Source organism: Streptomyces sp. XY431 (assembly GCF_001279805.1).
In the GTDB taxonomy this organism is placed as follows: Bacteria; Actinomycetota; Actinomycetes; order Streptomycetales; family Streptomycetaceae; genus Kitasatospora; species Kitasatospora purpeofusca.
This window is the reverse complement of record NZ_LGDO01000067.1, coordinates 1-18,834: the sequence shown is the minus strand read 5'-3', so window position 1 is coordinate 18,834 and position 18,834 is coordinate 1. Positions and strand designations below refer to the sequence as shown.

Here is an 18,834-nt window from a genome sequence, read left to right as displayed (position 1 = left end):
CCCGGCCCGCCGGCCCGCGCCGGTGGGAGGGTGTCCGACGTGATCCCCCGTACCGCGCTGCGCTGCCTCCTCGCCCTTGCCGCCCTGGTCACCGCCCTGGCGCTGACCGTTGTCCAGGCCGGCGCTCTCCCGCGCCACGGCTGGTACCTCCTCGACGCCGTACTCTTCGCCCTCGCGGTACTGCTGCTGCGCAAGGTGCCCGGCCGGCCGGCCGTGCCACTGGTCCTGGCGGGCAGCCTTGCGGTGGCCGCCGTCGGACTCCTGGCACCGCCGCGGACCAGCGACGACGCCTACCGCTACGTCTGGGACGGGCGCGTCCAGGCCGCCGGGATCTCGCCCTACGCGCACACCCCGGACGACCCGGCGCTGGCCGGGCTGCGCGATCCCGGGCTCTTCCCGGCGGGCGACGGCTGTACCGGCTGGGACGAGCGGCGGACAGCGGCCGGGGACTGTACCCGGATCAACCGGCCGGCCGTGCACACCGTCTATCCGCCCGTCGCCCAGGTCTGGTTCCTCGCGCTGCACCCCCTCGGGGGCGGGGTGCGCGGGGTACAGGCCGCCGGGGCACTGCTGGCGGTGGCGACCACCGGGCTCCTGCTGGGAACGCGGCGGGCGCCATGGCGGGCCGCGCTGTGGGGGTGGTTCCCCGGCGTGACCGTGTGGGCCGTCAACGACGCGCACGTGGACACGCTCGGCGCGCTGCTCACGGTCGCCGGGCTCGGCTGCGCGGCCCGGGGCCGAGCAGTTCGCGGGGGACTCCTCCTCGGCGGCGCGGTCGCCACCAAACTGCTGCCGGCCCTCGCCCTTCCCGGTGCGCTGTCCGGCCTGCCGGCCCGCCGCCCGACCCGCGACGACGTCCTGCTCCTCGGCTCCGCACTGGGCGCGTTCGCCCTCTCCTACCTGCCGTACGTCGCCGTCTCCGGCACCTCCGTCCTGGGCTACCTGCCGGGCTACCTGCGGGAGGAGGGCTACGAACAGGGTCACATCGACCGGTTCGGGCTGCTGCGCCTGGTCCTGCCGGACCGCCTCGCGCCGTGGGCGGCGGGGCTGGTGCTGGCGATCGTGGTGGTCCGGGTGCTCCGCCGGGGCGACCGGGACCGGCCCTGGGAGGGCGCGCTGCTGGTGACGGGCACCGCGCTGCTGCTGGTCGCGCCCGGCTACCCGTGGTACGGGCTGCTGGTGGTCGCGCTGGTCGCCCTCGACGGCCGCTGGGAGTGGCTGGCCGTCCCGGCCGCCGGCCAGGCGCTCTACCTGACCGGAGGGCAGACCGCGCAGCAACTCGCCTACGGGACGGCGCTGTGCGTCGTCCTCCTGGTCCCGCTGCTGCGCCGGCACATCGAGGGGCGGGCAGTCCTGGCGCAAGAACGCCGTGGCGGTGGGCGGCCGGAAATGACGGAAGTCTGACGGGACGGCGCAGACCCTGGCCCGTCGGCCTCCTGGCTGGTCGGACCGGCAGCCTGAGCGGACAGAACGAAGAAGGCCGGGGAACACCGGTCGGCCGCCGCGTGGTGCTCGGCCTGCTCGGGCTCGGAGCGGCGGGAGTCGCGGCCGGCCCGTAGCTCCGGCGCCCCCGGGAGGCGGCGGCCGGCAAGGACCCGACGGGTCTCACCGGCCTGCTGCCGGGCTACTGGGAGGAACCCGGCTACGACACCGACGCCTGGGTCGGCCGCTCGAACGGACGTGACGATGCGCCGACCGCCTGACCTGCTGCTCCGCTTCACCCGGGCCGAGCGCCGGGTGCACCGTGCACCGCCGCGCCTCGTCCGTGAGCCGCCGGCCGAGGGGCGCCCCCGGCCGGCTGGACGGCCTCAGCGGGCGGGGGCGGCGCACCTGCGGAGGGCGAGGAAGTGCCGGCCGTGGGAGGTCCACCGTTCCGTCTCGACCAGCCCGGCGCCGCGGGCCCGCCGGACGGCGGCTGCGGCGCCGAGGCGCGCCCAGGCGAACGGCGGCCCGAGCCGCCCGTCCGGGCCCTCGACCCGGACGGTGACGCGCTCGTCGGCCTCGTGCGGTTCGACCTCCACCAGCAGCAGCCCGTCCGGGGCGATCAGTTCGGCGGCCCGCCGCAGCAGGGCCTGAGGGTTCCCACCGATGCCGAGGTTGCCGTCCGCCAGCAGGGCCGCACCCCAGCGGCCCTCGGCCGGCAGCCGGTCGAACACCGACCGGCAGAGCGCCGCACCGCCGAGGCCCAGGGTGCGGCTGACGGCCGCCGGTGTGACGTCGACGCCGAGTGCCGGGACGCCGAGGGCGAGAAGCGCGGCGACCAGCCGGCCGGGCCCGCAGCCGAGGTCCACGACGGGCGCGGACAGGTCGAAGCAGCGCAGCAGCAGGCTGTGGTCGCCGCCGGCGGCGGGCGCGCACCAGCGCTCGATGTCGAGCGGGATCCGGTGGCCGTCGTCGCCCCGAAGCCACAGCGGGCCGCGTCCGGTGCGGACGGCCTCGGCGAACGGGTCGTCGATCCACGCCGTCGCGGCGCCGCTCAACCCGCCACCTCGGGGGCGGTCCGGAACGAGCGCAGGCGGGCGGCGAACCGGCTGTGCGGTGCCTGGGCGGCGACCAGCCCGGCGTCCTCGACGGTGTCGACGTCGGTGGCTTCGGGCAGCCGGCGCACCGCCAGGCCGGCCGCCGCGAGCCGGTCGAGGAGCATCTGCCCGGTGTCCGGGGTCGACATCGGCACCCCGAGGAGGAGTCGACGGGCGAGGCCCTCGGTCGGCCGGGCCAGACCGAGGGCCCAGAAGCCGCCGTCGGACGCGGGCCCGTACCAGGCGTCGGCCCCGGCCCGGCGCACCGGTGAGAGCGGCTCGGCCAGGGTGGCCGCGCTCACCTGCGGGGTGTCCATACCGACCAGCAGCGCGGGCGCGTGCGGGGCGAGCCGGGCCGCGTGGCCGAAGGCCGCGGCCAGCCGCGCGTCCAGGCCGCCGCCGCTCTGCGGAACCACCTGCCACCCCGGCGGCAGCCAGCCGCCCGGTTCGCCGTCCAGGACCAGCAGGCGCCGCCCGGCCGGTACGGTCGCCAGGGTGTGCAGGGTGTCCACCAGCGCGGCCTCGGCCAGCGCCGCCGCCTGCTCGGGCGTACAGGCGGGGGTGAGCCGGGTCTTCACCCGGCCCGGCACGGGAGCCTTGGCGATGACCAGCAGGGTCGGCGGCGGGGCGGCCAGGACGGCCCGCATGTCGCGGATCGCCTGCCGGGTGCCGCGCAGCGTGCCGGTGACCTTCGACCGGCCGGCGCGCGGCAGGTAGTCGACGGAGGTCTCGGCGATCCGCATTCCGGCGGCCGAGGCGGCGAGCACCATCTCCAGTGGGTACCCGGAGCGGCGGTCGCCCAGCCCGAGGGCGAGCAGGCGTTCCCGCCTCGCGGCCCGCATCGGCCCCAGGTCGTGCAGCGGGGCGCCGGTGCGGGCCCGCAGCCGGTGGGCCAGCACGGTGTTGGCGAACCTGGCGTGCAGGGGCCAGGCGCCGACGGTCGCCGGCCGACGGCGGCCGAGCACGAGGTCGGCGCTGCCGTCGGCCACCGGAGCGGTCACCCGGGGCAGTTGGGCGGGATCGAGGGAGCCGTCGCAGTCCAGGAAGCAGACCAGCTCGGCGGTGGCGGCGAGGAGCCCGGCGTGGCAGGCGGCGCCGAATCCGCGCCGGGACTCCTCGACCACGGTCGCCCCGAGCGAGCGGGCCAACTCGGCCGAGCCGTCGCGCGAACCGTTGTCCACGACGATCGCCCGCCAGCCCGGCGGGATCCGCCCGAGGACCCAGGGCAGGGCCGCCGCCTCGTCGAGGCAGGGCAGCACGACATCGACACCGGAGGAAGGAAGAGGGGTAACGGAGGTCACGCCGGTCACGCTAGGGGCCGTGCGGCCCCGCGTGGCGGCGCCGCAGCCTTACAGAACTCGAACGTCGCGCCGACGGCCCACCGGGGCGCCGTCGCGGCGGGCCCCGGATCTTACGGAGGTCGAACGGATGCCGGCTGCGGCGTCCGCACCGGCGCGGGGGCACCTATCCTCGGCGGGGTGAACGAGCCCTCCGCCACCACCGGACCGCCGGCCGCCGGTCGCGTCCTGGTGATCGACGACGACCCGACCGTGGCCGAGGTCGTCGCCGGTTACCTCGCCCGAGCAGGCCACCAGGTCGACCACGCCGCCGACGGCCCCCAGGGGCTCGCCCTCGCCCACGCCCACCGCCCCGACCTGGTGGTCCTCGACCTGATGCTCCCGGGCATCGACGGCCTGGAGGTACTGCGACGCCTGCGCGGCCGGGACACCGGGGCGCAACTGCCGGTCGTCATGCTCACCGCCAGGGGCGACGAGGCCGACCGCATCCTCGGCCTGGAACTGGGCGCCGACGACTACGTCACCAAGCCGTTCAGTCCGCGCGAGCTCGTCCTGCGGGTCCAGTCGGTGCTGCGGCGCTCGCGGGCGGGGGCACCGGAGCCCGGCAGCCCGGCCGGGCCCGTCCGCTCCGGGGACATCACCCTCGACGGGCCGGCCCGTCGAGCCCACCGGGTGGGGAAAGAACTGTCTCTCACCGCAAGGGAGTTCGACCTGCTGGCGTTCCTCCTGCGGCACCCCGGCACGGTGTTCTCCCGGCAGGAGCTGATGGCCCGCGTCTGGGGCTGGGACTTCGGCGACCTCTCCACCGTCACCGTCCACGTGCGGCGCCTGCGCGAGAAGATCGAGGACGACCCCGCCGCGCCGCGGCTGATCAGCACGGTGTGGGGCGTCGGCTACCGCTACGACCCGGTGCGGCGCGCCGAGGAGGACCGCTCGTGAAGGACCTGCTGCTGATCGCGCTGTTCGCGGCCCTCGGCGCCGGCGGCGCGGGCCTGCTCGGCTGGCCCGCCGTCCGGCTGCTGCGCCGACGCTCGATGGCGCTCTCGCTGTTCTGCGTCGCGGTCGTCACCGTGCTCGCCGTCACCTCCGGGACCTTTGCCGTCGCGCAGGCCATGTTCCTCTCCGCCCACGACCTCGGTGTCGTGATAACGGTGCTCGCCATGGCCGCCGTCGTGTCCCTGTGCACGGCCGCGCTGCTGGGGCGGCAGGTGGTCGCGGGAAGCAGGGCGCTGACCGAGGCCGCCAGGACCGTCGGCAGCGACACCGGCTTCACCGCACCCGCCCACCCGCTGGGCCGCGAACTGGCCCAGCTCAGCGGGGAACTCGCCGCCACCAGCGCCCGGCTCGCCGAGTCCCGGGCCCGCGAACAGGCCCTCGAACAGTCCCGGCGGGAGCTGGTGGCCTGGATCTCGCACGACCTGCGTACCCCACTGGCCGGGCTGCGGGCCATGGCCGAGGCACTGGAGGACGGCGTCGCAGAGGAGCCCGAGCGCTACCTCCGGCGGATCCGAACCGAGGTCGAGCGGCTCACCGGCATGGTGGACGACCTGTTCGAACTCTCCCGCATCCAGGCCGGCACCCTCTCCCTCTCGCTCTCCCGGGTCTCCGTCTACGACCTGGTCGACGACGCCCTGGCCGGCGCCCACCCCCTGGCCCGCCAGCGCGGCGTCCGGCTGGAGGGCCGCCAGGTCGCCGCCGAGCCGATCGAGGTGGACAGCCGCGAAATCACCCGGGTGCTCGGCAACCTCCTCGTCAACGCGATCCGCTCGACGCCCGCGGACGGCGTCGTCGCGGTCTCGGCCCGACGGGAGGTGGACGAGGTCGTCCTCGCGGTCACCGACGGCTGCGGCGGCATTCCGGAACAGGACCTCTCCCGCGTGTTCGAGACCGGCTGGCGGGCCGGCAGCGCCCGAACGCCCCGGCGCGACCCCGGTGAGGGCGGGGACACCGGTGCGGGCCTCGGACTGGCCATCGTCCGCGGCATCGTCGAGGCCCACGCCGGCCGCGCCCGGGTGCGCAACGTCGATGGCGGCTGCTGCTTCGAGATCGCCCTCCCGGCGGCGCGCGGCTGAGGTCCTCCGCTTGGCGCCACCCGCGCGGCGGCGGGGTGCCGGGGCTCTCGTGCGGCGCTCCGGTCAGGCCCGGAGCGGCGCGGCGGCGAACTCGGCCATCCCCGCACCGAACGGCACCCGGGCCCGCCAGCCCAGCTCGGAACGGAGCCGGTCGGAGTCGGCGGTGATGTGCCGGACGTCCCCGAGCCGGTACTCACCCGTGACCACCGGCGCCGGCCCGCCGTGCGCGTCCGCGAGAGCCCGGGCCATCCCGCCGACCGTGTTCACCTCCCCGCTGCCGACGTTGTACGCCCGGGCGCTGCCCGGCAGCCGGGCACCTGCGTCGTCCAACGCGGCCAGGTTCGCCGCTGCGACATCGTCGACGTGGACGAAGTCCCGGCGCTGCCCGCCGTCCTCGAACACCCGCGGCGCCTCGCCGCGGGCGAGTGCGGACCGGAACAGCGAGGCCACCCCCGCGTACGGGGTGTCGCGCGGCATGCCGGGGCCGTAGACGTTGTGGTAACGCAGGGTGAGGACGGACCCGCCGCAGGATCGGGCCCAGGCCGTCGCCAGGTGCTCCTGAACGAGTTTGGTCGCGGCGTACACGTTGCGGGGGTCGGCGGGTGCGTCCTCCGCGACCAGCTCGGGCCGCAACGCCGCGCCGCACACCGGGCACGGCGGTTCGAACCGCCCGGCGTCGAGATCGTCCGGCCGCCGGGGGCCGGGCGCCACGCTCCCGTGTTCCCGGCATGCGTACCGGCCCTCACCGTAGATCACCATCGATCCGGCCAGCACCAGGTTCCGCACCCCGGTGCGGGCCATCGCGGACAGGAGCACCGCGGTGCCGAGGTCGTTGCAGCCGACGTACTCGGGCGCGTCGTCGAGGTCGAGACCGAGGCCGACCATCGCCGCCTGGTGGCAGACCGCGTCCACCCCGGCCAGGGCGCGCTCCACCGTGGCCGCGTCCCGTACATCGCCGTGCCGGAACTCGACGCCGGCCGGCAGATCGGGAGCCGACCCCGAAGGGTGGACCGCGGGCAACAGCGCGTCCAGCACGCAGACCTCACGGCCCGCAGCGACCAGAGTGCGCACGACGGCCGAACCGATGAACCCGGCGCCGCCGGTGACCAGAATCCTCATGACCGGCGACGTTACCGGCCGGCCCGGCCGCCGGGCTGTCGCAGCGGGACGGTGTCAGCGATCCGTAAGACGGCCGGCAGCGGCGGTCGGTCCCGATCGCGTGCGAGGAAGCTCCGCGGCAGGGCCCGACGGTCCGGAACGACTCGGACCGCAGGGGTTTCAGGTGCCGGAGTTGTCGACGAACCCCACGATGTCGAGGTATTCGATTTCGGGGGGAACGCCATAAATCCCCGTCACCTTGTCGACGATTTCCTCCGTGAAGAACGCGCGGGCTTTGTCCTCGTCGTCCCACACGTAGAAGTTCCTTGCCCGAAAGCCGTCTTCGTCGAGCATGAAGCTCTTGAAGCGAAGGCCGGCCATGCCTTCGAACGGTCCTCGGAGTTCGTCGGCAGTCTTTTCGAGAGTTGAACGATCGAGCTTTTCGGTCTGCGTGAAAGTCACGAGCACGCCGATCATCGGTCCTCCTGCGGATTGGGGTCCAACAATAGGACGATCGAGTGGTGCCAGAGGCGGATCCCATTATACGCGGCCGGGAATTCCGGTCTTCAGGCCGCGATTCGGCTGTGCGGATTCGCGGTAGGCGACGGCCGTCGGCCCGGCGACGGGCTCCGGTCGGTGGTCCGTGCCCGCATCGACGAGCCGGAACCCGCCCTTGGCGTCGGCGTACGCGCTGCCCGCCGCCAGCCGCCGTCGTCAGGGGTGAGCCGTCGCCGTGCTGCGGCAGATCGGCGGGCCGTCCGGCACCCGCTGGGCCGACGGGCTGAGCCCAAGGCTTGAGGCGGTGGCCCCGGGACCTGGAGCGGGAACCCTCGCCCCGCAGCTCGGACACGTGTACGGCCCGGAAGCTCCGGGTAGGCCAGGCGGCACCGGCCGCAGGAGCCGGTCGAGGAAGCGGGACGAGCGAGTGGCGCAGGTATTGGTGACTTACCGCCAGGGAGGTTACGGGTGAGGGTCGGTGCGGCGCGCGGTCGCGAAGTGCTGGTGGTCGGCGACTACTTCGCCGATCTGATCTTCCAGGGCCTCGAACGGCCGGTCCGGCCGGGCACCGAGGTCTTCGCCGGGGCGCTCGACCTGCTTCCCGGCGGGGCCTTCACGCCGGCGATGGCCATGCACCGGCTGGGCCGCGACGTGGTGTGGGCCGCCGACTTCGGCACCGACCTGTTCAGCTCGCTCGTGCTCGGCGCGGCTCGGGCCGAGGGCCTGGACGAGAGCGGCTTTCGGCACCACGCCGCTCCGCTGCGCAGTGTCACGGTGGCACTGTCGTACCCCGGCGACCGGGCCATGGTCAGCTACCAGGATCCGCACGGGGCGCCGCCGCTCACCGAGTTGCTGCGCGAGCACCGCCCCGCGGTGTTGATGCTGCCCCAACTGCGTTACGGTGCCGAGCTGAAGGCATCGCTGTCGGTTGCGCGTCAGCTCGGAACCCTGGTGTTCATGGACTGCCAGGACGTGCCCGCCACCCTCGACACGCCCACGGTGCGCGAGGTCCTCGCCGGCGTGGACGTCTTCGCCCCCAACGCCGACGAGGCGCTGCGGCTGACCGGTGCGGGCACGGTGGACGACGCGCTCGACCTCTTGGCCGGGCTCGTCCCCACCGTGGTCGTCAAGCGAGGGGGCGAGGGGGCGAGCGCGGTGCAGGAGGGGAAACGGTACGACGTCCGCGCGGTCCCGGCCGACGTCGTGGACACCACCGGAGCGGGTGACTGCTTCAACGCCGGTTTCGTGCACGCCCTGCTCGCGGGGCAGCAACTGCCGGCCTGCCTCGCCACCGCCGTCGCGTGCGGGGCCGCGGCCGTGACCGGCCCGGGTTCCAGCCGCGCCCTCGACCCCGCCGGGCTGCTGCACTGGCTTGCTCGCGTCCCCCGTCCCTGAACCCTGCCCACCCGCCGTGACCCACGGAGCTGGGCACCCCGGCCGTTGCACACAGTGGCAGGCCCCATTCACTTGGTGATCGCCTCGTGTTAGCGTCCGGTGATCCTGAGCTGACACGAGCGGACGCGCGTGGGCCCGGCCCCTCGCGCGCCGAAGGGGGCATCGGATGAGGATTCTGGTCACTGACCTGGACGGCACGCTGCTGGGCGGCGACCGGGCCGACCGTCGGCGGTTGCGAGCCGCGCTGGCCCGTCATCCGGAGCTGACGGTGGTCTTCGCGACCGGTCGGGGCCTGCCCTCGGTACGAGAGGTGCTGCGGGACCCGCTGGTGCCCCGGCCGCGCTGGATCATCGCCGACGTGGGGGCGAGCGTCCTCGACGGCGTCTCGCTGGCCCCGGTCGAGCCCCTGCAGAGCCGGTTGCGCAGCGGCTGGCCCGGAGCCCGCCGCGTACGCGCCGCACTGCGTCACCTGCCCGGCCTGACGTACCAGCACGGCGTGGCCCAGGACGGCCGCTGCTCGTTCCACCTGCGTCCCGAACGGATCACGCGGGAGCTCACCGACGCGGTGCGGGCGTTGGGCTGCACGTGGCTCTACTCCGCGGACCGCTACTTCGACGTCCTGCCGCCGGGGGCGGGCAAGGGCGCCGCCCTGGCCGCCCTGGCCGCCGAGCAGCGCTGGCCGATGTCCTCGGTCCTGGTCGCCGGCGACTCCCTCAACGACCTGTCGCTCTTCGGGCTCGGCACCCACGCAGTGATCGTCGGTGGCGCCGAGCCCGCTCTTCTCGACGCTGTACCCGAGGACGACCGCGTCCACCGCCCCGACCGGCCGGGCGCCGCAGGGATCCTGTCGGCCCTCCGGGAACTGGGCTGGGTGGAACGCGAGTACCCGCTCGTGGTCGGCTACCACCGGCCACCGGTCACCTGGACCCCGGACGGGTGGCGGCCACCCGCGAGCCCCAACGGCATCCTGCCCACCCTGCGCAGCCTGTTCAGCGGGAACCCGCAGGCTGTCTGGACCACCGCCGCAGTCCTCGACACCGACACGGACACCGACACCGACGCGGTCCTCGATACCGACACCGGCATCGACACCGGCACCGTCCACGGCCCCGACGCGCGCCCGGCACCGCTGGACCGCCACGACACCGGACTTCCGCTCTCCTTCGTCCGGCTGAACCCCGCCGAGTGGTCGGGGTACTTCCACCGGGCGTGCAAGGAGACGCTCTGGCCGGTGCTGATGTCCCAGCCCGAGCGCCTGCGGTTCGACCCCGACGCCTGGACCCACTACCGCGAGGTGAACGCCCGCTTCGCCGACCACATCCAGGCCCGGGCCGCACCGGGTGCCACCGTCTGGCTGCACGACTACAACCTGTGGCTCGTCCCCGGACTTCTCCGCCCGACCCGCCCGGACCTGCGGATCGGCTTGTTCCACCACACCCCCTTCCCGCCGGCGGACGTCTTCGCCGCCCTTCCCACCGCCGGGGAGATCCGCGCCTCGCTGAGCTGCCTGGACTGGGCCGGATTCCACACCGAGGCATTCGCCGACCGCTTCCGGCGGGTCCTCGCCCGATCCCCGCGGATGCCCCGGCTCGGCGTGCACCCGCTGGGCATCGACCGCGGTGCCATCGCGGCCTTGGCCCGCAACCGTGCTCGTACCCGTGCCCGCACCTGCACCCGCCTGCCCCGGGCGGGCGCGGCCGAGGACGCACTGGTGCTCTCCGTCGAGCGCCTGGACTACGCCAAGGCCCCGGTCGAGAAGGTGGAAGCCATCGCCGCGCTGCTCGCCCGCCGGCCCGAGCTGCGCGGACGGCTGAGGTTCCGCCTGGTGTGCCCGCCGCCCGAGGCCGGCATCACCTCCCACGACGCGACCCGCCGGCAGCTGGAACGCCGCATCGTCGAGATCAACCGTGCGTGGCACGAGGGGCAGTGGCGACCCATCGAGTACCTGCCGCGCAGTCTGCCGCTGGCCGAGGTGATCGACCACTACCTCGCGGCCGACGTGTTCTGGGTGACCTCCCTGCAGGACGGTATGAACCTGACCGCGAAGGAATTCGTCGCCGCCCAGCACGCGGCCGGCCGCTCCGGTGCGCTGGTGCTCTCCCGTCACGCCGGTGCCGCCGCGCAGTTGGGCACCGCGGCGCTCCTCACCGACCCCTACTCACCCGCCGACCTCGTCGAAACCCTGCACCGGGCGCTGACGCTCACCCCCGACGAACGCCGGGCGCGACTGCAACGCCTCGCGGACCTGCTGGGGAACCGCCACCCGCTGGACTGGGCCGCCGACATCACCACCGCCATCCGAGGCCGCGACCCGGGTCCCGGCCAGGACCTGCGCAGTCCCGAGTACGCCCGGAGCGGCTGAGTCCAGGTGACTGGTCGAGCCGCCGTCTCCGACCTGGCGACCATGACCGAGACCGCGACCGCGGAGCAGCGCACCGTCGGCGACCAGGCCCTGTGGCTCGACGACCGCACCCTCGCTCCCGCCGTCGTCCGGTGCCCGGTGCACGGCCGGACCGAACCCTGACGCTCACCTGACCACCCCCGTGCCGGAGGGCCCGGCAGACCCGGGACCCACGGCCAGCGTCAGTTCGAGGACCCGGTGCGGCGATGCGAGGTCCGGAAACAGCTCCCGCAGCTGCGACATCCGGTACCGGACCGTCTGGGGATGGACGAACAACGCCGCCGCGACCTCGTCCCGCCTGCCCTGGTGCAGCAGCCACGCCCGCAAGGTCTCCTCCAGCCGCCGCGCGGTCGCGACGGGCAGGGGCCGCAACGGTGCGAGGGCTCGGGCACGCAGGTCCGCGAACGCGTCCGCGTCGGCGTTCAGCACCAGCTCGGGCAGGTGCTCCTCGGTGTCACGGATGTCGGGGGAGAGGGAGCGCGCGCGTACGGCCCGTGCGTACGAGGCGGACGCACGGGTCCATGGCCGGGCGGGGCCCACCACGGCGGTGCGGTCGGTGAGCTGCCGCAAGAGGCGTGATCGGTCGGCGTCGGGGACGAGCAGCACACCGGTGGCGTCCGGCAGGTCGTCGAGGACGAGCGTGCCCGGGTCGAGCGTGCGGTAGGCAGGCCGGGCCTGGGCGGCGGGCAGCAGGACCGCCGTCAGCGATACCGGGGGCTGCCACCCGGCTCGTTGGACGGAGGCCAGCAGCACGTCCGGGCTCGCGTCCGCGAGGAGGTCGCGGGTCAGGTGTTCCAGGTGGCGCTCGTGGGCCCGGCCCCGGGCGGCCAGTTCGTCGGCGTGGCCCGCGGCGCTCGCGGCGGAGAGCTCGTCGATGTAGGCGAAGGTCAGTTCGGCGAACCTCGCGACCTCGGCGGCGGGCAGGCCCGCGGGTACCGCACCCGCCGCAAGGCATCGCCAGGCCACGCGGGCCCCGACGCGGTAGGCGCTGAGCAGGGCGTCCATCGAACGGCCGTCGCGCACCTCGCCGCGGCCCAGCTCGTAGGCCGCGTCACCGGCGTCGCCGCCGATGGCGTTCCCGCTCGCGAGGTCCAGGTAGTGCCCCAACGCGGTGCGGACGGCCCGGCGGATGGTGCCGCCCATGCGGCCCGAAAGGGCGTTGGCGTAGGAGGGGACCTCGTCGATGATCGCCTGGACGACCTCGTCGGCGGTGGCCCTCAGCGCGGCCCGGAGTGCGGCGACCGTCGTCTCGTCCAGGACCGGTTCGCCGGCCCTTCGGATTGCATGGCTCACGTTTTTGTTCCTTGCGAACAATCCAGTCGACCAGATTTACATCCTGCGGTCAGGACTTTACGCCCTGAGGCGCAGCAAGCTGGAGTCATGACGAGTACAGCCCTCCGCAGCAGGGCGTGGAAACTGCTGGAGATGGTCACGACGCCGCTGCTGCCGTCGGACTACCTCGACCTGGTCGGCCCGCTGCGTGCGGGTGCCGACCTGCGTGGGCGCATCGAGGCCGTTCACCCCGAGACAGGTGACGCCGCGACCGTCGTGATCAGGCCGGGACGGGGCTGGCGCGGTCACACGGCCGGCCAGTATGTGCGGATCGGGGTCGACGTCGACGGGACGCGCCTGTGGCGCGTCTACTCCATCACCTCGCCGACAGACCGCCGGGACGGCCGCATCACGATCACCGTGAAGGCGGTCCCGGACGGCAAGGTCAGCAACCACCTGATCCGCAGGGCGGCACCGGGCACGCTGGTCCGGCTCGACCAGCCGACCGGTGACTTCGTGCTGCCGTCGTCCGCGCCCGCCAAGGTGCTCTACCTGACGGCCGGCAGCGGCATCACCCCCGTGATGGGCATGCTGCGCGACACCGACTTCGACGACGTCGTCATGGTCCACTGCGCGCCGAAGCCGCAGGACGTGATCTTCCGCAGCGAACTGCACGACCTGGTAGCGGCCGGGAAGCTGCGTCTCACCGAGGTGCACACCGGCGCGGACGGCAGGCTCGACATCGCCCGTCTCCACGAACTCGTGCCCGACTGGGCCGAGCGCGAGACCTGGGCCTGCGGGCCCGCGGGCCTGCTCGACGCCGCAGAGGACCACTGGACCGGGCACGGCGTCCGGGAGCGTCTGCGCACCGAACGCTTCCGACCTCGCATCGCCGTCGTCGGCGACGGCGGCGAGGTCACCTTCAGTGCCACCGGCAGGACCGTCGACGCGGACGGCGCCACGCCGCTGCTGGCCATCGGTGAGGAGGCCGGCGTGCTCATGCCCTCCGGGTGCCGCATGGGCATCTGCTTCGGCTGCGTCACGCCGCTCAGGGCGGGCGCCGTCCGCGACCTGCGCACCGGCGAGATCACCGAGGCCGAGCCGGGCGTCCTCATCCAGACCTGCGTGTCCGCCGCGGCGGGCCCCTGCGACATCGAACGGTAGGAGCATCTTGACCGCCATCGACCCCACCGCCCATCTGACCGCGGAGCAGATCGAGGAGCTCGGCCGCGAGCTGGACGCGATCCGCGACGAGGTGATCGCCGGCCGCGGGCAGAAGGACGCCGCCTACATCCGCAGGGTCATCTCGGCGCAGCGGAAGCTCGAGCTGGCCAGCCGGGGTGTGCTGCTGTTCTCGATCTTCCCGCCCGCGTGGCTGCTCGGCACCGCCGGTCTGTCCGTGGCGAAGATCATCGAGAACATGGAGATCGGCCACAACGTCCTGCACGGCCAGTGGGACTGGATGCGGGACCCGAAGATCCACTCCACCACCTGGGAGTGGGACCACGTCTCGCCGTCCGAGCAGTGGAAGCACTCGCACAACGAGCTGCACCACACGTACACCAACGTGATCGGCAAGGACAACGACCTCGGCTACGGCATCATGCGCGTCGACGAGGACCAGAAGTGGCACCCGTTCCACCTCGGCCAGCCGCTGTGGAACCTCGTCAACGCCTGCTTCTTCGAGTACGGCATCGCGGCGTACGACCTGGAGCTCGGCAAGAACCTGCACAGGAGTCGCCGAAAGGACCCGGAGTTCCGCGCGCGGGCCAGGGCCGTCGGCCGCAAGATCCGCAAGCAGGCGCTCAAGGACTACGTGGTCCACCCGCTGCTGTCGGGCCCGTCGTTCCCCACCACGCTCGCCGCCACGTTCACCGCGAACCTGGTCCGCAACATCTGGTCGCACTCGGTGATCATGTGCGGGCACTTCCCCGAGGGCGTTCAGGTCTTCGAGCGCCGGTCGATCGAGGGCGAGACACGCGGCCAGTGGTACCTGCGCCAGATGATGGGCTCGGCGAACATCAGCGGCAGCAGGGCCATGCACTTCATGACCGGCAACCTGTCGCACCAGATCGAGCACCACCTGTTCCCGGACCTGCCGAGCAACCGGTACGCCGAGGTCGCGGTGAAGGTGCGCGCGCTGTTCGAGAAGTACGAGCTGGAGTATGTCACCGGGCCGCTGCCCAAGCAGGTGTTCTCCGCGTGGCGCAAGGTCTTCCGGCTCTCGCTGCCGAACAGGAAGCCCGAGGTCACGACGCCGGGCCGCGACCAGGAGCTCGTCGCGGCCTGACCCGGCGGGATCCGGAGGGCTTCGCCGCCGATCAGGTCGAGTACGGCGTCGACGCCGTTCGGTGCCGCTGCACGGGCCGCCGACCGACCCGTGCGGGAAGGGGCTCCGTTGCTCCGGTCTACGACTCGTCGAACGTCCAGGTGAGCGCCACCTGCCCCGGCTCCGGGGTGCCGCCGGCACGGCGGTACGTCGCTCGTGCCGGGAAACTCGCGGGTCAAGGGGAAAGGAGGGACTGGTCCTGAGGGGTGGCGGTCTCGGGGAAGGCACGGCCCAGCAGGGTGTGCAGGGTGTCGCGCTCGTCCGGTGTGAGGTGTTCGAGCGCGGTGAGGCCGGACATCAGCTCGGCCCGGATGCCGTGGACGGTGCGCTCGCCCTGTTCGGTCAGCACGATGTTCTTGATCCGGCGGTCGGCCGGGTCGGTTTCCCGGCGGACGAGGTGTTGGGCCGCGAGCCGGTCGACGATGCCGGTGATGTTGGAGGCGTCGCAGGCCAGCAGGTCGGCGAGGGCGCGCATGGGCCGGGGGCGGACCAGCAGGCTGAGCGTCTTGCCCTGCATCAGGGTGAGCCCGTGCTCGGCGGCCACCGTCGCGAAGTGGCGGTAGTAGGACGCTGCCACCCGCGCGAGCCGGTCCATCAGCTCTTCGGGGGAGGGCGCTGGTGCGGGCCGGGGCGTCTGGGGCATGGGTCCAGCATAGGGAGATCGGTTGACATCCTCAACCATCGAGGTCTACCGTCGAAAGTACTTGAAGACATCAACCATCCAGGTCTTCAAGCCCCTGGAAGGACCGCGTGACCCTCATGACGCACACCCCGCCGCCCCCCGCTGCGGCCGACGTTCCCGCCCTGGTCACCCGCCTGCGCGCCACCTTCGACAGTGGCCGGACCAAGCCCCTCGCCCGGCGCCTGGACCGGCTCGCCGCCCTGCGTTCGATGCTCACCGAGCAGACCGAGGTGTTCCAGCAGGCGCTGGCCGCCGACCTCGGCAAGAGCGCGGCGCAGGCGTACCGCACCGAGATCGGGTTCACGCTGAACGAGCTCGACCACACCGTCGCGCACCTGGAGGAGTGGCTCCGGCCGAAGCCCGCCGATGTCCCCGGGTTCTTCCGGCCCGCCTCGGCCCGGGTGGTCCGCGATCCGCTCGGCGTGGTCCTGGTTGTCGCGCCCTGGAACTACCCGCTGCAGCTCGCGCTGGTCCCGCTGGTGGGAGCCCTGGCGGCCGGCAACACGGTGGTCGTCAAGCCCAGCGAGCTCGCCCCCGCCACGTCCGCCGCGATGGCCCGGCTGCTGCCGCGCTACCTCGGCCCGGACACGGTGGCCGTGGTCGAGGGCGCCGTCCCCGAGACCACCGCCCTGCTGGAGCAGCGGTTCGACCACATCTTCTACACCGGCAACGGTGCGGTCGGCCGGATCGTGATGGCCGCGGCCGCCCGCCACCTCACCCCGGTCACCCTGGAACTCGGCGGCAAGAGCCCGGTCGTGGTCGAGCCCGGCGCCGACCTGGCGGTCACCGCGAACCGCATCGCCCAGGGCAAGTTCCTCAACGCCGGCCAGACCTGTGTGGCCCCCGACTACGTCCTCGCCATCGGCGAGAGCGCCACCGCACTGGAGCGGCACCTCGCCGACGCCGTGCGCGAGCTGCTCGGCGACGACCCGGCAGCCGCGCCCGAGTACGGGCGGATCGTCAACGACCGCCACTTCGACCGGCTGACCGCGCTGCTGGACGACGGGAGGGTCGTCACCGGCGGCGGTCACGACCGCGGTGAGCGCTACCTCGCCCCGACCGTCCTCGCGGACGTCTCCCCGGACGCGCCGGTGATGCGCGCGGAGATCTTCGGCCCGATCCTGCCGATCGTCGCCGTGCCCGACCTCGACGCGGCGATCGCCTTCATCAACGAGCGTGACAAGCCGCTCGCCCTCTACGCCTTCACCGAGTCCGAGCGGACCAAGCGGCGGCTCACCGAGGAGACCTCCTCCGGCGCGCTCTCCTTCGGCCTGCCGGTCTCCCACCTCGCCATGCCCGACCTGCCCTTCGGCGGCGTGGGGGAGAGCGGCATGGGCCGCTACCACGGCGAGTACTCCATCGACACGTTCAGCCACGCCAAGGCCGTCGTCGACAAGCCGCTCACCTGAGCCGAGCGGCGCCGCCGTCCGAGCCGACCGACCACCCCGGAGAACGAACCCGTGACCACCCCCATCGACCACGCCGCCGCCGTCGCCGCCGAGACCTCGCGCTTCGTCGCCACCGTCCGCACCGCCGACCCGGCCACCCCGGTGCCCACCTGCCCCGGTTGGACGCTGTCCGACCTGGTGCGCCACACCGGCAGCGTGCAGCGCTGGTTCACCGTCCTGCTGCGGCAGAGACTCCAGGAGCCGCCGCGCAGCAGGGACGTCGAGCTGCACCTGCCGCCGACGCCGGACGGCTACCCCGCCTGGCTGGCCGAGGCCGCGGAGCAGGCCGGCGCGGAATTCGCCTCGGTCGATCCCGACGCGCCGATGTGGGCCTGGGGCGCCGATCAGCACGCCCGCTTCTGGGTGCGCCGGATGCTGTTCGAGACCTTGGTGCACCGCGTCGACGCCGACCTCGCCCTGGGCCTGGACCCCGACATCGACCCGGTGCTGGCCGCCGACGGCGTCTCGGAGTTCCTGACCAACCTGCCTTTTGCCGCCGGGTTCGCCCCCGGAACGGCCGCCCTCCGGGGCGCGGACCGGACCATCCGGTTCACCCGCACCGACGGCGACGGGGACTGGCTGGTCCGGCTGCGTCCCGACGGCTTCGGGCTCGACCGGCAGGCCCGGGAGGCCGCAGCGAGCGCCGACGCGTCGGTCCGGGGTACCGCCGCAGACCTGCTGCTCCTCCTCTACGGCCGGCTGGACCGGTCCGCCGGCCGGTTCGAGGTGCGGGGGGACGACGAGCTGCTCGCGCACTGGACCGCCAACTCCGCCTTCTGAGCCGTCGGCCGGCCCGCCGACCGGGGTGACCGGAGAGGAGGGGCCTGAGCCCGGGGCGGCCGTCCGACCGCCCCGCCGCACGGTTGCCCGCCGCCGCTCGTGAGAGGCATCCGCCCAGGTGGGCGGCGGTGCGGCCAACCGGCCGGCTCGCCCTATGCTGGCGCCATGACAGAGCTTCCCGGCTTCGCCGTCCTGCTGACCCGCCTGCTGCACCACCAGGGTCAGGAGCCCGCCGAGTTCGCCCACCGGGCGGGGGCCGGCGAGGCCGACGTGTTCGCGCTGCTGGACGGTGCCGCGCCGGACCAGGAACTGCTGCGCCGCCTCGCCCCCGCGCTCGGCCTGGACACCGCCGACCTGTTCGAGATCGCGGCCGTCCCGCTGCCGGAGGACCTCGCACCGGCCGGCGGGATGGCCACCACCTCCATCGTCAGCGTGCTGCGGTTCGGCAAGGCGCTGCCGGCCGACCGGCGGGCCGAACTCCGCGCGTTCGTCGCCGGTCTGCCGCCCGTCCGGGCGACCGGACGGATCGAGGGCCTGCCCGCCTCGGCCCCCGCCCCCGACCCGCGGTCCGCCGGGAACCTGCTGATGCGGATGGTCGCCACCCGCAACCTCGGCTGGACCGGGACGGCGAAGGTGTTCCACCTGCTCACCGGGCGCTACTGGATGTCCACCGCCTACGGGCGGATCGCCGCCGGGGAGGACCGGCTGACCCCGGATCTGCTCGTCGACTTCGCCACCGTGCTCGGCCTGCCCGCGGCCGTGCCGGCGGCGCTCCTCGGCATGCTGCTGCCGCCGGACGGACCCCGGCCGGACGCGTCAGCGACGGACGCCGCCCTGCTGCTGCGCGGCCTTCGCCGGCTGGGCGTCGAGCAGCTGCGCGAGGCCGAGGACCTGGCGCGGGCCCTGCAACCGGGCTGATCCGCCGGGCCCCGCCGGTTCCGCACGCGGGCGGCGGGCGGCGGGCGGCGGGAGTGACGGTGGGCGGGCCAGGCCCCGTGGGCGCGGGCGTGGCGGGCGGGGGGGGGGCCCGGCGGGGGGTTGG

The 18,834-nt window shown here is 74.0% G+C and carries 17 protein-coding genes and 2 pseudogenes; 12 read left to right on the top strand and 7 right to left on the bottom strand.

What is annotated here, in order from left to right:
- Together ADK60_RS10050 and ADK60_RS48350 are read left to right on the top strand one after the other, a co-directional pair.
- A partial coding sequence (locus ADK60_RS10050) for a glycosyltransferase 87 family protein (protein ID WP_199839630.1) occupies positions 1-1,404 on the top strand: 1,404 nt, incomplete at its 5' end.
- Positions 1,405-1,619: 215 nt separating this feature from the next.
- A pseudogene (locus tag ADK60_RS48350) lies at positions 1,620-1,703 on the top strand (molybdopterin-dependent oxidoreductase); the annotation flags it as partial.
- Between the two features lie 105 nt (positions 1,704-1,808).
- Here ADK60_RS48350 and ADK60_RS10045 read toward each other — a convergent pair.
- From ADK60_RS10045 to ADK60_RS45645, 3 genes and pseudogenes are all read right to left on the bottom strand, one after another.
- Positions 1,809-2,480: a methyltransferase domain-containing protein gene (locus tag ADK60_RS10045; protein ID WP_053644972.1), complete on the bottom strand. Its 672-nt coding sequence runs from the start codon at positions 2,478-2,480 to the stop codon at positions 1,809-1,811.
- The gene (locus ADK60_RS45650; protein WP_502687411.1) at positions 2,477-2,935 is read right to left on the bottom strand and encodes a TIGR04282 family arsenosugar biosynthesis glycosyltransferase; all 459 of its coding nucleotides are present in this window, start codon (positions 2,933-2,935) and stop codon (positions 2,477-2,479) included. The genes ADK60_RS10045 and ADK60_RS45650 overlap by 4 nt, the downstream gene beginning before the upstream one ends.
- A gap of 171 nt (positions 2,936-3,106) precedes the next feature.
- Positions 3,107-3,820, bottom strand: a pseudogene (locus tag ADK60_RS45645) (glycosyltransferase family 2 protein); the annotation flags it as partial.
- Between the two features lie 177 nt (positions 3,821-3,997).
- Here ADK60_RS45645 and ADK60_RS10035 point away from each other — a divergent pair.
- Positions 3,998-4,756 carry a response regulator transcription factor gene (locus tag ADK60_RS10035; RefSeq protein ID WP_053644970.1) on the top strand — a complete coding sequence of 253 codons (759 nt, stop codon included), beginning with the start codon at positions 3,998-4,000 and terminating at the stop codon, positions 4,754-4,756.
- On the top strand, positions 4,753-5,889 hold the full coding sequence (locus tag ADK60_RS10030) for a sensor histidine kinase (RefSeq protein WP_053644969.1): 1,137 nt from the start codon (positions 4,753-4,755) through the stop codon (positions 5,887-5,889). Before ADK60_RS10035 ends, ADK60_RS10030 begins: the two co-directional genes overlap by 4 nt.
- Before the next feature lie 63 nt (positions 5,890-5,952).
- On the opposite strand, the gene ADK60_RS10025 is transcribed toward ADK60_RS10030, so the two are convergent.
- Positions 5,953-7,008, bottom strand: a complete 1,056-nt coding sequence (locus ADK60_RS10025; RefSeq protein ID WP_053644967.1) for an NAD-dependent epimerase/dehydratase family protein — start codon at positions 7,006-7,008, stop codon at positions 5,953-5,955.
- 159 nt (positions 7,009-7,167) lie between these two features.
- Positions 7,168-7,464, bottom strand: a complete 297-nt coding sequence (locus ADK60_RS10020) for a hypothetical protein (RefSeq protein WP_053644965.1) — start codon at positions 7,462-7,464, stop codon at positions 7,168-7,170.
- Between the two features lie 489 nt (positions 7,465-7,953).
- On the opposite strand from ADK60_RS10020, the gene ADK60_RS10015 reads away from it, so the two are divergent.
- The 3 genes from ADK60_RS10015 (at position 7,954) to ADK60_RS44670 (ending at position 11,404) form a co-directional block, all read left to right on the top strand.
- Complete coding sequence (locus ADK60_RS10015; RefSeq protein WP_234371017.1) at positions 7,954-8,880, top strand: carbohydrate kinase family protein; 927 nt, start codon at positions 7,954-7,956, stop codon at positions 8,878-8,880.
- Between the two features lie 166 nt (positions 8,881-9,046).
- Positions 9,047-11,242: a trehalose-6-phosphate synthase gene (locus ADK60_RS10010; RefSeq protein WP_053644962.1), complete on the top strand. Its 2,196-nt coding sequence runs from the start codon at positions 9,047-9,049 to the stop codon at positions 11,240-11,242.
- Between the two features lie 6 nt (positions 11,243-11,248).
- On the top strand, positions 11,249-11,404 hold the full coding sequence (locus ADK60_RS44670) for a hypothetical protein (RefSeq protein WP_159400374.1): 156 nt from the start codon (positions 11,249-11,251) through the stop codon (positions 11,402-11,404).
- Between the two features lie 3 nt (positions 11,405-11,407).
- Here the strand turns inward: ADK60_RS44670 and ADK60_RS10005 are convergent, their stop codons facing one another.
- Positions 11,408-12,574 carry a PucR family transcriptional regulator gene (locus ADK60_RS10005; RefSeq protein WP_053644960.1) on the bottom strand — a complete coding sequence of 389 codons (1,167 nt, stop codon included), beginning with the start codon at positions 12,572-12,574 and terminating at the stop codon, positions 11,408-11,410.
- Between the two features lie 87 nt (positions 12,575-12,661).
- Between ADK60_RS10005 and ADK60_RS10000 the strand changes: the two genes are divergently transcribed.
- Both ADK60_RS10000 and ADK60_RS09995 read left to right on the top strand, forming a co-directional pair.
- On the top strand, positions 12,662-13,717 hold the full coding sequence (locus tag ADK60_RS10000) for a ferredoxin reductase (RefSeq protein WP_234371016.1): 1,056 nt from the start codon (positions 12,662-12,664) through the stop codon (positions 13,715-13,717).
- A gap of 7 nt (positions 13,718-13,724) precedes the next feature.
- On the top strand, positions 13,725-14,843 hold the full coding sequence (locus ADK60_RS09995) for a fatty acid desaturase family protein (RefSeq protein WP_053644956.1): 1,119 nt from the start codon (positions 13,725-13,727) through the stop codon (positions 14,841-14,843).
- 214 nt (positions 14,844-15,057) lie between these two features.
- Here the strand turns inward: ADK60_RS09995 and ADK60_RS09990 are convergent, their stop codons facing one another.
- Complete coding sequence (locus ADK60_RS09990) at positions 15,058-15,525, bottom strand: MarR family winged helix-turn-helix transcriptional regulator (RefSeq protein ID WP_053644955.1); 468 nt, start codon at positions 15,523-15,525, stop codon at positions 15,058-15,060.
- 116 nt (positions 15,526-15,641) lie between these two features.
- Here ADK60_RS09990 and ADK60_RS09985 point away from each other — a divergent pair, with 116 nt between their 5' ends.
- The 3 genes from ADK60_RS09985 (at position 15,642) to ADK60_RS09975 (ending at position 18,710) form a co-directional block, all read left to right on the top strand.
- Positions 15,642-16,973 carry an aldehyde dehydrogenase family protein gene (locus tag ADK60_RS09985; RefSeq protein WP_053644953.1) on the top strand — a complete coding sequence of 444 codons (1,332 nt, stop codon included), beginning with the start codon at positions 15,642-15,644 and terminating at the stop codon, positions 16,971-16,973.
- Positions 16,974-17,024: 51 nt separating this feature from the next.
- The gene (locus ADK60_RS09980) at positions 17,025-17,792 is read left to right on the top strand and encodes a maleylpyruvate isomerase family mycothiol-dependent enzyme (protein ID WP_045943549.1); all 768 of its coding nucleotides are present in this window, start codon (positions 17,025-17,027) and stop codon (positions 17,790-17,792) included.
- Positions 17,793-17,957: 165 nt separating this feature from the next.
- Positions 17,958-18,710, top strand: coding sequence for a hypothetical protein (locus ADK60_RS09975; protein WP_053644950.1), 753 nt, complete (start codon positions 17,958-17,960; stop codon positions 18,708-18,710).
- The last annotated feature ends 124 nt before the right edge of the window (positions 18,711-18,834 follow it).